This window comes from Spirochaetota bacterium (genome assembly GCA_038043445.1).
Classification (GTDB): Bacteria; Spirochaetota; Brachyspiria; order Brachyspirales; family JACRPF01; genus JBBTBY01.
Genome location: JBBTBY010000029.1, coordinates 1 through 15,013 on the forward strand (window position 1 = coordinate 1; position 15,013 = coordinate 15,013).

Here is a 15,013-nt window from a genome sequence, read left to right on the forward strand (position 1 = left end):
CTTCTCCGACTGTATCAGCGTCGAGTTCCCCGATACGCTCTCCACCGATGTGCGCACGGCAACAATGACGCCGTTCGTCGTGAGCGTCTCATTGACCGTGACCGTTTTTTCCGCCGCACCGCTCTTATCGAACATCTCCGTCCGATACACGAAGAAGTCGTCGGCAGCGACCCATACTGTCATTTTCGCATACGGCGCTTCCGGTTTCTGCGGAACGCTCGTGATGATATGGCACGGGATGGACACGGCCTTGCCGTTCCTGACGCTCTGCACGACATTCGTCCTGACGTAGGAGAATTTGAATTCGCTGAGCGAATGCTCTTCCATGTCGTAGTAGGAGAGCTCTGACCCCATGAATTTTCCGCCCTTGCCCGAGGATGCGATCTTTCTGATCTTCCCGAGCGCCGGCATATAGAGCCGCTGGCTGTCGCCTTCAACTTTGTTCCCGATGGTGAGGAATTTTGTCCCGGCAATATCGGCAGGGGAAATGAATTCGGCGAGAGAATCGGTACCCGCGGCGGTCTTTTTCATGAATGTTCGGAGCTTTCTTACCTTGGTCGCTCCGTTCGCCTGCTTAAGCGTCATGGTCATCGTCGATGCCATGTCATCTGCTTTGGCAAGACCGTACGACCTGGTCATGATCTCATCGGCGTTGGGTGCGGCGAAGGCGATCGAGACAGATGCAAGGGATGCGATCAGTGCCGAATACATGCGTGTTTTCATACAGAAACTCCTTTGTTTTTACTGCTATTTGTATAATTCACGTTTAAACTAAATGACCAAAATAGTAAAATAGTCATCCTGGGGTAAAAAAAATATCTCATTTCCGTATCCCCGAAAGAAGCAGATCTATCATGAAATTGATCTTATCAGCAATGACCTTTCGCTCCTGCCGCAGCGCTTCGAACGGGATGGGAAAACCCATGTTCTTGAAAAGTTCGACCACGATATCGGCGAGTGTCCTGTAATCGATGGATTTAAAACTCCCGTCGCGTATCCCTTCTTCGAAAATAGATGTCATAATGCCGTGCATCTTCTGATAGTATTCATCCGTTTCTTTCCCGATAGAGGTCATAAGCTCATGAATATGCGATCCCTTATGCGCAGTATTGAACAGATTGATATACTCGAACAGGAGATCGAATTCTGTCAGGAAGAACGTCCGCAGTTTCTCTTCGCTCGTTTTGCAATCCTTAAGCGCACCGGTGATCGTATCGACGAACTTCTCCGCTTCGGAGCGGATTATCGCTGTAAAAAGCTCTTCCTTGCTCTTGAAGTAATTATAGATGGTACCCTTCGCGATGCCCGCATTTTCGGCTATCTGGTCGACGGACGTCTTTTTCAGGCCGAATTGCGCGAACAGTTCGGTTGCCCGCTTGAGGATTATTTGTCGTATTTCTATCATGAGCTAAATGACCATTTTATTCATATAGTACAATATACATAATATATCGAATTTGTCAATAGGGGCAGCGACGAATTTTTTCAGTCCCGGAGCTCGGCGCAACGCCAGAGAAATGGCGCTGAGAACGGCTCGGTACCCTTAGGCCCGAGGGTAAGCCCCTGCTTTCGTCCGGCACCATCATTATCGTTCACGATGAGCGATATTCCCATGACGCTTCCGCCCTTGAGCGCAAGGAACGGGAGCGTGAATGAAGGGAAGAACGCCTCATAGACATAGCCGTCGCTCGAAGCACGATACGCAACTTTGACCTCAGGATCAACGCCCGTTTCGGTATTGTTCTCTCCGACATACCGCATGCCGGGGTTCTTTTCGAGATAAGCGACGGGAGTATTCTTATCAAGACCAATGGCATAGCATACATCGTCCTTGTCATACGCGTTCACACCGTCAGCAGCATTGTTCCCCAGATCGAAATAGAGCTGTACGGAATCGCTTTCATACAATTGCGCGACGTTCCCTTTGTTCACAACGGCATCATCGCGGACCTGCACCGCACAATAGAAGCCATTGCCGTCCCAGCGAAAGGCGACGCGTGCCTTGAGGTCGGCGCTGCCCTGGTGCGGGAGCGTATTGTTGAAATCCTTCGACAAAGCGTTCTCATCCAGTACCATCCATGACGCGTCAACCCAATCGGAAAGGTCGCCGTCGGCCGTCACGGGTGCGCGCGCTTTCGGGATGGATATCGACGGCAGACGCAGTGTTCGATTGACGATAAGCTCGTCGGACTGCGCCGTGTACTTGAGCGCATACATCGCGTTCCATGCCGGTGTGCCGGACGGTTCGATCGTTCGTTCATTCGCACCACCCGCTGCGATGTCGAATGCGATGGACGGAGGGAACGACCATAGATCCGGCGAATGCAGGACCTTCACGTTCCCGCGTGCCGGCAGTGTGGACACGTTCCTGAGATGCACAGCGAGCTTTCCATCCGAACGCGTGTTTGCCGTCAGCTCGACGGGGAAATCGAATCCGCGGCAGACAGCGGCGCCGAATGCGCGGCGTATATCGTCGGGCTGAACGATTTTTCCGAACACCCAATATGACGGGACATAGCTCACCGGTACTGCGATCGCAGCAAGCATATTCCCGTTCGCATCATACGCAGCGTCCGCTTTGAGGGATATCGTCACCGAGCCTTTCACGCCGAAAATGCGCGTGTTCGCCGTCACTACTTTCGTGCCGTCCTCTTTTTCAAAGAGGAACACACGGAGCGATCTGTCGCTTGCGATCGTATCGGCCCGCTTGACATCGCGCACAAGCGAGCTCATCGTACGCAGCATGCCGAAATAATGATAGAAATACCGCGATCCGGAGATGCCTTCCTTTGCGAGCAATGCCCCGGGGGCGAAGACACAAAAGGGAACGCGATCGGCGGCAATGCCGTGGAGACTTATCTGCAGGAGCCGCCCGGCCTGATCTTCCTCGGAGTCCGAAAAATAATTGCGGTCATATTCGCCCTGATAGATGGGATTGCGGACGCCGAAGTACTGTTCACTGTTCACCACGGGAATGCCGGGTTTCGCTTTGTCGAGCATCGCGCGCAGACGCCGGTAATCCTCAAAGAGCGGCGGATTTTCGGCGGTCGCGCGGTAGGGATGGACGGTGAACACATCGATAGAGTTCGCCCCGCCGAGTTTCAGGAATTTATCCGTATATTCCATATCGATGCCGTTGATGTTCGCGGCAAGCTTGACCGACGTGTTCACCGCGCGCACGGCCTTGTGCACCGCCTGGAGCACTTTCACATAGAGTTCGGGGGGCATTCCCTTCTCGCCGCCGACGATCCAGATGTTCGGTTCATTGAATATCTCAGCGACAGCAAGTTCGTTCGACAGGGCCGTCACCCATAATGCCATGCGTGCGGCGAATTCGGGGATGGCAGCCTCCCGCTCTTCGATGGGAATAAGTTTCCCATTACGGCTCATGTACCTGAGCGTGAGGGGGTTATCCCGTCCGGCATCGAACACTATCATCACGGATTTCCCGGCTTTCGAAAGCACGCCGTATGCTTCGCGAAGCGCCGTGATATGTTCCTGGTTCTTTACGCTTGTGTTCGTGCGCAGCCCGACCGGCCAGCCGCTTGATGTCGAAAAGAACGACCTTCCCATGCCGGCGCCGAAGCCGCGCGCAAGTTCCTCTTCCGAGAGTAATGACGCCATCGGCGACCATGCGGGAGCGGTATCGAGTCCGAGATACGGATTGAGCGGCAGCGCGAAATCCCCGTCGATGATCACCGCACGCCATTCCGTCGAGGCAAGGATATGTTTCGGCGCCGCGCGCGACGCGAGCGTCAGTGAAAGATCGACGACGCCGGCCATATCACTTGGTATTCCTATCGCTTTCGATGCATCATTGCCGGTAACTTCGACCGTGCGTGTCCATCGTTCTGCGCCGTCGGTACCGAAGCTCTTAAGCGTGAGCACATGCGGTTCGGAAAAGTCTTTCGGGCTGCGGGCGGATACCGCTATCGAAGCGGGGGCGTTCTTTTGGAAAATGCCAGACGCCACCGACGGCTCAATGCCCGCCTGCATGCCGGGATCATAGTCGGTCGCGACGCCTTCTTCGAGCTGCACCGAATCTAACCATACGGTGCTTCTCGGATCGATGCGGATGTAGAACGAATTCGCATATGCATTCCCGAGGCTTGCCGCTTTGAACGACACGGTATATCGCTTCCATTCGCGCGAGAGCATCGACGGGGTTATCTCGGTCCTGGCTATCTTCCAAGTCGGGGTTATAACGAATGCAAAGACGCCCTCGCCTGAATTATCATCGCTCCTCATATAGAACGATGCGGTATAGGTCGTATCGGGCTTGAACGGGTATCGACGGCTGACAAGACTGACGGTCCGCCCGTATATCTTCATCGAGGAGCTTCCCGCATGTTTTACCGATCGATCGCGTTCCATGTGCTCGGCTTTCGTCGACCATGACGGGTTCCACGATTCGGCGAACCATCCCGATATCCCGTCGTCAAAACCGGGGTTCTCAAGGATGTTGCGTCGTGAGGGTGCTGCGAACGATCCTTTTGCCGCAGGCGTCATCGATACATTGTCGATGAACACCGATCCGTAGGCGATACTGAAGCGTATCGACAGCTTTCTGTTGTCCCATTCCTCCGCGCCGGGTATCGATTCTTCGATAGTGTACTTCTTCCATTCCTTCGTAAGCGTTATCTCTTTCTGCCGATACCAATGCGCGCCGACCGCACGCCATGCGTCGTGGAAGACCCGGAGTATCTGTCCGTCCTTTTCGGCGCGTGCGTAGAAGACGAGCGTGTATGATGTCACGGGCTCAACGGATACCGGCTGCGCGATGCCTGCGCCGGCGCGTACTGATGGGTCGGCGGAAGCGCTCTTCACGTATGCCGAATACGTTCCGCTGATGAAGCCGCCGTTCGCCGATGCTTCGATGACACCGTCCTTCCCTTCGCTCTTCCATTCATTGATGGAAGTCCCGCTTATGCTTTCGAAATCGCCATTCTTGATGAGCTCCGCGAACGCCGGAACGGCGAGCAGTGCAATGATGATACAGGATCGTACCGAATGTACTTTCATCATATCATTTCCTCCGTGCAGAGTGCATCTTTTTGTTTCGCGGGCCTATCTGCGCTACCGATTCGCGTTCATGCAGGACGAACGGCATCTCGATACGTTTCGGTGCGGCATTCGGCGCTGTAAGCAGACAGTCGATAGCGGCATGCGCCATGTCGGCAAGCGGCTGCGCGATGGCCGTCTGCGGCGGCGCATAATACTTATAGAACGGCACATCCTCGACCGATATCACCGAGATGTCAGTGCCGATGCGCTTGTCGAGCACATTGGAAAGCACATGCAGCACATCGAACGCCATCGCTTCATTGAAATTGAGTATCGCGGTGACGCCGCTCCTCATCCAGCGTGATACCGTATCAGCGGTCGCTATCGACTCTCCGATGCTGATGAGGCTCTCATCGACGATGTGTCCCGCCTTCTCTGCGGCATATCGCCATCCGGCAAGTCGTTCGCGCGCACCCCATTCGGTATCCGTTGCAAGGAGTATCGCAATGCGCTCATGCCCGCGTTCGATGCAGTGTTCAGCCGCACGCCGCCCCTGCGCACGGTGGTCGGTATATACATGATGGAAGCTCTTTCCCGAAAGCGGATCGTTTATGCTCACCACCGGCGGTCCGCCGCCTTCCGCGATGCGCGTCCAGCCGCCGAGGGATATGATGCCGCGTATGTGCGGGGCGCGCGCCGTCTCCGGGCGTTTCGGGCTTATGAGCTCTATCCCCACGCCGCGTTCGGCGGCAGCCTGCCAGAGATGGGTGAGCATGACCTGATAATAGCCGAAGGAATCGTCCCTGCGTGCTCCGAGGATGACCGCGAATACCGGGCGTGAGAGCTTCGGCGTGAAATTGAGCTTTCTCGCCGCGGCGTACACCTTTTCGCGGAGCTCACGGGTGACTGCGGGATGGGCGTTGAATACGCGGCTCGCCGTCCCGAGCGACACCTCGGCTTCGCGGGCGACATCGACGACGGATGGCTGTCCCTTTTTCATGGGTATAGCATAAATGAAATATTTCATTTTGTCAATGAAATGTTTCATATCACAGCTTGGTACACGTGCCAGTACGGCAGGGATATACACTGCAAAAAAATTGACAAATGAAAGGAAAAATCCTATACTGAAAGTATACACCTGCGGTTCACGACCCGCGTTGCTTGTTGTTGCGCGCATTGTGATCATGGGGTACGCGGATGAGCACAAGATCAGCGTAGTGTGTTCGTACACGCCGTTGCAGCAGCGAACATCTGTGGGGAGCGATCTTCTATGAGTGAGACCTTTCACGTCGCACAAACGGCGGCGTATATCCGTTCTATCATCACATGCATCGTCATCGTGTCGAGTATGGCGGTGTTCGCTCAGGAGACGAACACCGAGGCCGTCGTCGATCCGGAAGCCACCAATGAGATGATATACAGCGATGCCGTGCAGCTTGCGCGTAATGCCGAATATGAACAGGCGATAGCCCGCTGGAAAGAAATACCGAGCACATCGTCATATTATGAGAACGCAAAGAACGCCATCGCGAAGGCGCGGGAGCGCTTTTCCGAAAGCCTCTACAACGATGCGGTGGAAATGGAACAGCAGGGCAAATCGCTCGAAGCGGTCGCGAATTGGAAGCGTGTACCCGCAGGCACCGCATATTACGAACGCGCGCGGGAGGCGCTCAAACGATACCCGCCCGACGGCATGCAGGTCAATACGACCAAAACGGTACTTCTCTTCACATCGATAGGGTTCGGCGCGCTTGCAGTTACGGTCGGCAGTTTTTCCATCCTTGATAAGATAAGTGATGCGGACACATTGCACCGGTACAATACGGGTGCGGCAACGCTGTCGACAGCGGAATATGACAGCCTTTGGCGCAAGCATCTCGATCTGGTGAGCGGCGGGAACATGAAGACATCGCTTGCGCTTTCGCTTGCGGTCACATCGATCGGATTTTTTGCATGGTGGCTGCTCACCCCTGTATATATCCCTGAAGCGAAAAGAACATCATTACTGCTCTCCCCCACGTTCGCGTGTGACGGTGCGGGGATGACGTTAACGTATCGATTCTGAGATGAAGACGGGGGATGACGCCATGCGTATAAAACTAGTCGCAGCCATTACAGCCATGGTCTTTGTTTTCGGTTGTATCAACGGACCGGGCGATCGCCTCAATGTATTCGATCCGCATTCGGAACAGAACCCGCAGTTCTATAGCGGATATCCGAAGAGCGCGACCGTTGTATTCCGCGGTGCTATCTGTGTTACATTGAAGCTGGAATCACCGGCTATGGTATATGCCGTGGCAGTACCGGTCGCTGCACCGGCTCCGAGTTTTGCGGAAGTTACGAATGGAAGGGGTTCTTCATATACAATGCCGCTTGGCTCAGGCCAGAAATGGATGCCCATTTCTGATAAAGAATACGTCATTGCTGTAGCAGGCACGAATGTCCTCACGAATACCACCGCCATATACGTATCGGCCATGAACCCCTCATATCCGGACAAGGCGACGAATGTTACGCGCGTTCTTATCACATCCGCTGATATTGCCGTTGAGGCATCGCCCGCATTCTGGCTCGATGCCATGGATACCGACAGATCGATCCGTACGAACACCGCAGGTGTGGTGCTCTTTTGGGCGGACAAAAGTGTGAACAACCCTCCTACCGGCGAACGCTGTGCGACAAACAACATAATTGCACGTTGCCCTCGGTACCTCAAGAATGCAATGTATGAAAAGCCAGCTGTGTGGTTCGATGGAATTGATGATACCTTATATAACACAACCTACCCTGCGGCAATGAACAATTATACATTCTTTATGGTGGTGCAATCACTGCAGCGGGGCGCTGTGTCTGCACGCTTGTGTTGGGTAAGGAATTCAGGAAATTGCATAATCGTTCCGTATCTCGGGGCTGCTCTCTCGCCTATCGGTGATCAATGGCGATGGTATGCGGCGTTCCCCTTTTGGGCATATATACCGATCACGACGAGCGGCGGCGCGAATTATCCGGGGATAATCGCGATGTCTGCCGACGCCAACGTCTCAACGTTGAAGTCTTTTTTCAACGGGCAGTTCATATCGTCCGATTCCCCACATCCACAATGGTTCACCTCGGCTGGATTCTACCTTGGCGGAGACAACGCAAGCCCTCCCAGTTATCCCCTTTCCTGCATAATATCCGAGGTCATCTATTTTGCAGCGACCCTGACCGACCTGGAACGATACAATGTCGAACGATACCTGAAAAGCAAATGGGATATTCCCTGAACATGAAAATTGATCCGAGGAGCATTGAATGAAAGCCGGTCTCTCAATACGCCGCGGGGCATGCGTTCTTTCGATCTGTATATCGTTCGGTGCTATGCTCTCGGGATTGAACATCGACAGGGACGTCACTATCGATACCTATCCGCAGACGTTCTATAATCTTTTCGGGGATGTTATCGGCGGCGTCGAGGGCATGCGCTTTGTATTCGATTACTTCGATTACCAGACGACCGCACAATCGATGACCAATTACCAGGAGGGCTTCCTCGCGAATACACGATACTATAAGAACGGTCAGACCTTCATCGGCAAATACCAGGGGCTTGCGCTCTTCTCGGACAGGATCGCAGGCGGAATGAACGCGGAATTCGCCGTACAGGAAGCGAACCGCAGAACGATGTATTCATCGTATGTGCTCGCTAATAATCTTCTTGACGGCATCTTCCTCAAGATCAGTTTGCCGCGGGTGTTCCAGATCGACGGCGTTCTGTCGTACCTGAAAACGAATGCACCGGATACTGCGTCCGGTACAACGTCCACGGGGGATTATGACTATCCCCTTTTCAGGGGCGAGGAGAATAATTATCTCATGGGGTTGAAGTTCTCCCTCGACGCCCTCGCCGGGACGAACGACCTGTTCTCCGTTAAGAACGTCTCCGTATCGTATGCGGGCATCGTTCATCGCGATGTGCTGGCACGCGCGGATATGTTCAACGGGAGCGCCCCGCTCAGTGCAGGCAGCTTCACCAATGACAACTATTCCATCTCGAATATTACGATACGTATCGCCCCGTACCGCTCACGGGATGGCGGGAATTTCACCGCGCTCTACAACGTTGAATATGATTTCGCTGAGAACGGGAAGTCGAACATCGCGGCGATAAATCTTCCCGGTGCGGCCGCATACACCAATTACGACGCCGTCCGCCTCCAATGGTATGTGCGTATCCCCGAGGGAACGAGCTTTACGTTCACCCAGTTACTCAACGGTGTTACCACAAGAAAGGCCATAGCCGTCCGGCTTACGCTCGCCAATTCGTATTATGTGCAGAACGTCATCGGTCCTGTGGAACTCGGCTTCCGCGACAAGAACGAACAGCTCAATCTTCCGCAGGATACGGTGCTCACCTCGCTTAAGCACGATATACGCGATTTCAGCAATTATGGCGTACAGCTTTTCCTCTACGGCATTCCCGTTGCCAATCACAATTTCGGTATCGAAGCATCGATACGGCTGTTCGGCTTTGATATCACCGGCGGCGGCTTCCTTAACCTTCAGATAGCGCAGGCGGCACGTATTAAAGCGGACTATTCCTATAAGGCATCGTATGCATATTTTGCGGAGATGCAGTCGCGTTTCGGCGGATTATTCATGAAATTCGGCGGATACCACTGCGATGGTAATTACTACACCAGTCTGTACACGACCGGGCGCACCAATACCCCTTGGACATATTATCAGGTGCTCGACAACGATAATGACGATTTCCTTACGCCGTATTTTCCCAACAGATTCTCGAGAACGGAGAAGTATGAGTCGCCCACCAATTATGCCGGTGATGTAAACTATAATAACTTCCCGGATTTTCTTGAGGATTTCCTCATGTTCGACAAATACCCGTACTTTTTTGACGCGGGTGATGACAATAATAATAACGGGATAGTGGACAGGAGCGAGGACGATTCTCTCGCGGACCTTCGCTACCGGGAAAACCTCGAGGGTCTTAAGGGAACGGCCGTGTACACGATAATCCCCGGGTTCGACACATCGCTTTTTGCAAGCGCTGAGCGCATCGTTACCTCGCCGGACATCGCGGCCTGGCTTGTGACACCGCGGCTTTCCTGGTATTTCAATAAGCCCGAGGCGACGCTTTTTGCGACGATATCGTACAAGCGTGCCGCGGACGTTATCTACAATAATCTTTCCGAAGGGACGATCACCGAGAGCATAAGCAGCACCAACGATCAGCTCCTTTACACCGACAGCCATGTGGGCGACGCGTATTTCAAGATGTTCATCTATCCGTTCCCGGATTCCCCTCCGCTGAAAACACTGCAGATAAGGACCATTGCGCATGCGGAAGGGAATTTCATCGTAAGCTCAAGCTCCATCGTTCTGCGGAGCGGCATACTCGGGTATGTCGGGTATGGGGTGCCGCTCAATCTCATCAATCCGTCAGATTCATTCCTTCGTTCGCTCGGACTCGATGTGAAGATAATGGCGCATCATATGAACAGGGTCAATTATCCGGCCGTACCGGCGAACGATTTCGCTGAAACGACGTTCGCCGGTATGATCAGGTTCTCGTTCAAGCTGAGCCCAAAGTTCTCGCTCTACAGCGGGTATCAATACATGCAGAAGTTCTTCCCGTACCGTACCATCGACGAATATCGAAAGCACTCGTTCGCCGTGGAGGTCGATATGAACGCCGGCGATCTCATGGGTATCGTAGGTTTCATGCTCGACTATCTCGACTACTCCGACCCGGCAATGTATAAATTCGCCGGTATCAATGACGGTGTCTTTGTGCGCCTTGCGACGAAGATATAGCATCATCCGCCGCGGCACCATCCAGAGCGGCGGAACATGAACGATACCGCGATTGACAGAATAACGCGTATGCCGTACAGTATTTCATCACGCTATCGGAGGCACCCATGTCGGACAGCATGTTGAAAGATGTTTTTTATACGAGCGTCGGGCTGATACTGAAAGGCAAGGAAAAGGTCGAGGAGGCCGCGAAGCGGTTCGTCGCCGACCATCCGATGAACAAGGAAGAAGGCGAGAAATTCGTCCGCGGCGTCATGGACAAGGCCGAGGAAGCGAAGAACGATCTGACGAAGATGGTCGAAGAGGCCGTTGAAAAAGCCGTTCACACAATGGGCCTTGTCACGAAAAAGCAGTTCGATGAACTTGAAAAACGACTGAAAGAGTCGCAGAAAAAATAAAGGCACATCATGGGTACAGGAACGCGGGCACAGTTCCCGAAGCGGGCGGTCATCACCGCGGGGATGCCGTACGGCAATAAAGACCTTCATTTCGGACATATCGGCGGCGTGTTCGTGCAGGCGGACGTGTATGCGCGATTTCTGCGCGACCGCATCGGTGCCGAGAACGTCATCTTCGTTTCAGGCACCGACTGTTACGGTTCGCCCATCGTGGAATATCACCGGAAGCTCACCGAGAAGGGCGAGTACACCGGCGATCTCCCGTCGTTCGTAGAGCAGAATCATGGGCGTCAGCGGGATGTGCTTACGCAGTATCATATCGCCATCGATCTTTTTGCCGCGTCGGGGCTCGGGCGTTCGGGGGAGATACATCGTGAGATGTGTTCATCGTTCTTCGACACGCTTTTTAAGAATGGTTTCCTTGAGAAGATAGCCCGCCCGCAGTTCTTCGACACGAAAGTGAACGCTTTCCTCAACGGGCGCCAAGTGATGGGGCGCTGTCCCGTCAATGGCTGCTCATCGGAGCAGGCGTATGCGGACGAATGTTCGCTCGGGCATCAGTATGAGCCGACCGAGCTCATCGATCCGGTGAGCACCGTGTCCGGCGAAAAACCCGCCATGCGCGATGTCACGAACTGGTACCTGTCGCTCCCGCGTTTCCAAAGCGCGATAGAGGCGTGGCTCAAGGATTTCGCATCGCATCCCGCCGCGCGGCAGTTCGCCGTGCTGAGCATACAGGAATTCCTCGAACCCCCGTCCATTTTCGTGAAGCGCGAAACGCTCGATACGGATGCGGCCCTTCTCGCTTCGCTTCCGGCGCATGACCGTGCCGCTGGGAAAGGATTATCGGACCGCCTCTCGTTCAGAACGCTTGCCGATATGGAAAAAGCGCGCGCACTGCTTGCTGAAAAAGGCATACGCTATCGCACGGGGAAGACGCTTGTGCCGTTCCGACTTTCCGGGAATATTGCCTGGGGTGTGCCGGTGCCGGAAAAGGACGGTCTCGCGGGACTCACCTGGTGGGTGTGGCCGGAATCGCTCATCGCGCCGATATCGTTCACGAAGACATATCTAGAATCGATGGGCAAAGGCGCTGACGAATGGAAACACTGGTGGTGCTCGAAGGATAGCGGCATCTATCAGTTCATCGGTGAGGATAACGTGTATTTCTACGGCCCGGCGGAAGCGGCCATGTTCATGGGTGTGAACGGGAAGATATCCGCGGACGTGAGCGACGGTGAACTTTCTCTCCCCGACCTTGTCGTCAACAAGCATCTCCTTTTTCTCAGCAGGAAGGCATCGAGCAGCAGCGAGATAAAGCCGCCGATGGCGCGCGATCTCCTTAAATACTACACGCCCGACCAGCTTCGTGCGCATTTTTTCAGTCTCGGGCTCGGCCAGCAGAACGTATCGTTCATGCCCAAGCCCCTCAATCCCGCCGCGAAGGAAAAGGACGGCGACCCGGTGCTGAAGGAAGGCAATCTCTTGAGCAATGCGTTCAACCGCGCCGTGCGCTCCTGCTTCTATACGATACAGCGCTATACCGGCGGAAAACTGCCGGAAGGGAATGTGAGCCCGGCGGTGAAGGAAGAATCGGACAGGACGATACTCCTTTTCGAAGCGGCGATGCATGCGCATAATTACAACGCGGCACTTTCCATCGTCGATGTATTCGTCAAGAGCATGAACAGGCAGTGGGCTGAGCGGACGACGGGCATTTCCGAGACCAATATCCCGAACGATGCCATCATCGATGGGTTCCATATGATGCGCACTGCAGCGGTGCTCCTCCATCCCATTGCGCCGGAAGGCACGGAGATGATACGGGAGCACTTGAACATCGGCACTGAGTTCTGGAGCTGGGAACATATTTTTGAGTCGATACCGTTCTTCATGAAGGATGCATCGCATCGTTTCAAGGAGCTTCCGCCGCGCGTCGATTTTTTCAGGAAGCATGCATCGCAAGTGTAGCCGCACCGGAGAATAAAATGATACGAGATCAATGGTATGCCGTTCTTGAATCAAAGGAAGTGCCCAAGGGAAAGCCCGTCGCCTTCCTCCGCATGGGGGAAAAACTCGTGTTCTGGCGCTCATCGGACGGGGCAGTGCATTGCTTCCTCGACAAATGTGCGCATCGCGGCGTGCAGCTCTCGGTCGGAATAGTTATCAAGGATGTGATACGCTGTCCATTCCACGGACTTGAATATGACGTTTCAGGAAAATGCACGGTGATACCGGCGAACGGACGCACAGCCCCGGTACCGTCGAATTTTCGGATGAAGGCATATGCGACGGCGGAATCCATGGGCTTCATCTGGATATTCTGGGGCGAGCGTACGGACAGGCTCCCGCCGCTCCCGGCATTCGATGACCTCACGGACGATTTCACGTATGTTACGGTGAAGGACTATTGGGATACGCATTACTCGCGTGCCATAGAGAATCAGCTCGATGCGCCGCATGTGCCCTTTGTGCATCACAACACCATCGGACGCGGCAATCGGACCACGATGGACGGCCCGCTCGTCGAGTGGGTCGGCAAGGATAAATTCTTCGTGTATGCACACATGCATCGCGAGGACGGCACGCTCGCGATTAAACCCGATAAGATGAAAAAGCCGAATGTCCCCTTCAAGCTTGAATTCGCGTTCCCGAACGTGTGGCAGAACCATATCGCCGAAAGCGTGCGTGTGCTCGTAGCGTTCGCTCCGGTCGACGATGTACATACGATACTCTATCTGCGTTTTTATCAGAAATTCATGAAAGCACCGCTTCTCCGGAAATGGTTCGCCTGGCTTGCGATGCCGTTCAACATCACGGTCGCGCATCAGGACAGACGCGTCGTCGTTACACAGCAGCCGAAAGCGAGCGGGCTTTCCATCGGGGAGAACCTCTTCCCGGGCGACGGACCGATCATCGCCTACCGCCGCCGGCGCGATGAGCTCATGGAAGGAAAGTAGCCGATGAAGATAATCTCATGGAACGTCAACGGCATACGCGCCGCGCAGAAAAAAGGGATAATTCCCTGGATAGCGAAAGTATCGCCTGATATACTCTGTCTGCAGGAGACGAAGGCGCACCCCGATCAGCTCACGCAAGACTTAAAAGAGATAGACGGGTATACATCGTATTTCTCATCGGCGGAGAAGAAAGGATACAGCGGTGTAGCGGTATACACGAAAAAAAATCCCGATAGTGTCGATCACGGTTTCGGCGAAAAGCGATTTGACAGCGAGGGGCGCATCATCTGCGCGAGGTACGCGGGCTTTACACTTTACAACATCTATTACCCCAACGGCAAAGCGTCGCCAGAACGGCTCAAATACAAAATGGAATTCTACGATGCATTCCTCGCGCATGCACAGAAGCGGCGGAAGAACGGAGAGCGGATCGTCGTCTGCGGCGATGTGAACACGGCACACACAGAGATAGACCTTGCTCGCCCGAAGGAAAACGAGGATTCGTCGGGCTTTCTCCCCGAGGAGCGTGCGTGGATAGACAAGCTTATTGCAGCGGGATATATCGACACGTTCCGTTTGTTCGAAAAAGGCCCCGATCATTATACATGGTGGGACCTTAAAACGCGTGCGCGTGAACGGAATATCGGCTGGCGTATCGATTATTTCTTCGTGTCCGAGGAACTGAAAGCGTCGGTGAAAAAGGCGTTCATCATGCCGGATGTGGAAGGGTCGGATCATTGTCCGATAGGGGTGGAGATAGAGGTATGAAGGCGCACTCACCCATCCCCCGCCGCGAAAAAAGCGGCACCCCCATCCCTCACTCAAAGGGAA

General features: G+C 54.1%; 11 protein-coding genes. 7 read left to right on the forward strand and 4 right to left on the reverse strand.

Annotated elements, in window-relative coordinates; all coding sequences use genetic code 11:
* From AABZ39_05010 to AABZ39_05025, 4 genes are all read right to left on the reverse strand, one after another.
* A partial coding sequence (locus tag AABZ39_05010; GenBank protein ID MEK6794113.1) for an outer membrane lipoprotein-sorting protein occupies nucleotides 1–723 on the reverse strand: 723 nt, incomplete at its 3' end.
* 97 nt (nucleotides 724–820) lie between these two features.
* The gene (locus AABZ39_05015) at nucleotides 821–1,405 is read right to left on the reverse strand and encodes a TetR/AcrR family transcriptional regulator (protein MEK6794114.1); all 585 of its coding nucleotides are present in this window, start codon (nucleotides 1,403–1,405) and stop codon (nucleotides 821–823) included.
* Between the two features lie 80 nt (nucleotides 1,406–1,485).
* Nucleotides 1,486–5,025 (reverse strand): carbohydrate binding domain-containing protein, encoded by a 3,540-nt coding sequence (locus AABZ39_05020; protein ID MEK6794115.1) that lies wholly within the window; start codon nucleotides 5,023–5,025, stop codon nucleotides 1,486–1,488.
* Between the two features lies 1 nt (nucleotide 5,026).
* The gene (locus tag AABZ39_05025; GenBank protein ID MEK6794116.1) at nucleotides 5,027–6,004 is read right to left on the reverse strand and encodes a LacI family DNA-binding transcriptional regulator; all 978 of its coding nucleotides are present in this window, start codon (nucleotides 6,002–6,004) and stop codon (nucleotides 5,027–5,029) included.
* A 273-nt stretch (nucleotides 6,005–6,277) separates the two neighbouring features.
* Here AABZ39_05025 and AABZ39_05030 point away from each other — a divergent pair, with 273 nt between their 5' ends.
* From AABZ39_05030 to AABZ39_05060, 7 genes are all read left to right on the forward strand, one after another.
* On the forward strand, nucleotides 6,278–7,072 hold the full coding sequence (locus AABZ39_05030) for a hypothetical protein (GenBank protein MEK6794117.1): 795 nt from the start codon (nucleotides 6,278–6,280) through the stop codon (nucleotides 7,070–7,072).
* 22 nt (nucleotides 7,073–7,094) lie between these two features.
* The gene (locus AABZ39_05035) at nucleotides 7,095–8,273 is read left to right on the forward strand and encodes a hypothetical protein (protein ID MEK6794118.1); all 1,179 of its coding nucleotides are present in this window, start codon (nucleotides 7,095–7,097) and stop codon (nucleotides 8,271–8,273) included.
* Nucleotides 8,274–8,301: 28 nt separating this feature from the next.
* Nucleotides 8,302–10,824, forward strand: coding sequence for a hypothetical protein (locus AABZ39_05040; GenBank protein ID MEK6794119.1), 2,523 nt, complete (start codon nucleotides 8,302–8,304; stop codon nucleotides 10,822–10,824).
* A 107-nt stretch (nucleotides 10,825–10,931) separates the two neighbouring features.
* The gene (locus tag AABZ39_05045) at nucleotides 10,932–11,222 is read left to right on the forward strand and encodes a phasin family protein (GenBank protein MEK6794120.1); all 291 of its coding nucleotides are present in this window, start codon (nucleotides 10,932–10,934) and stop codon (nucleotides 11,220–11,222) included.
* 9 nt (nucleotides 11,223–11,231) lie between these two features.
* Nucleotides 11,232–13,193 carry a class I tRNA ligase family protein gene (locus tag AABZ39_05050; protein ID MEK6794121.1) on the forward strand — a complete coding sequence of 654 codons (1,962 nt, stop codon included), beginning with the start codon at nucleotides 11,232–11,234 and terminating at the stop codon, nucleotides 13,191–13,193.
* Nucleotides 13,194–13,210: 17 nt separating this feature from the next.
* The gene (locus AABZ39_05055; protein MEK6794122.1) at nucleotides 13,211–14,182 is read left to right on the forward strand and encodes an aromatic ring-hydroxylating dioxygenase subunit alpha; all 972 of its coding nucleotides are present in this window, start codon (nucleotides 13,211–13,213) and stop codon (nucleotides 14,180–14,182) included.
* A 3-nt stretch (nucleotides 14,183–14,185) separates the two neighbouring features.
* Nucleotides 14,186–14,950 carry an exodeoxyribonuclease III gene (locus tag AABZ39_05060; GenBank protein MEK6794123.1) on the forward strand — a complete coding sequence of 255 codons (765 nt, stop codon included), beginning with the start codon at nucleotides 14,186–14,188 and terminating at the stop codon, nucleotides 14,948–14,950.
* Nucleotides 14,951–15,013 lie beyond the last annotated feature (63 nt).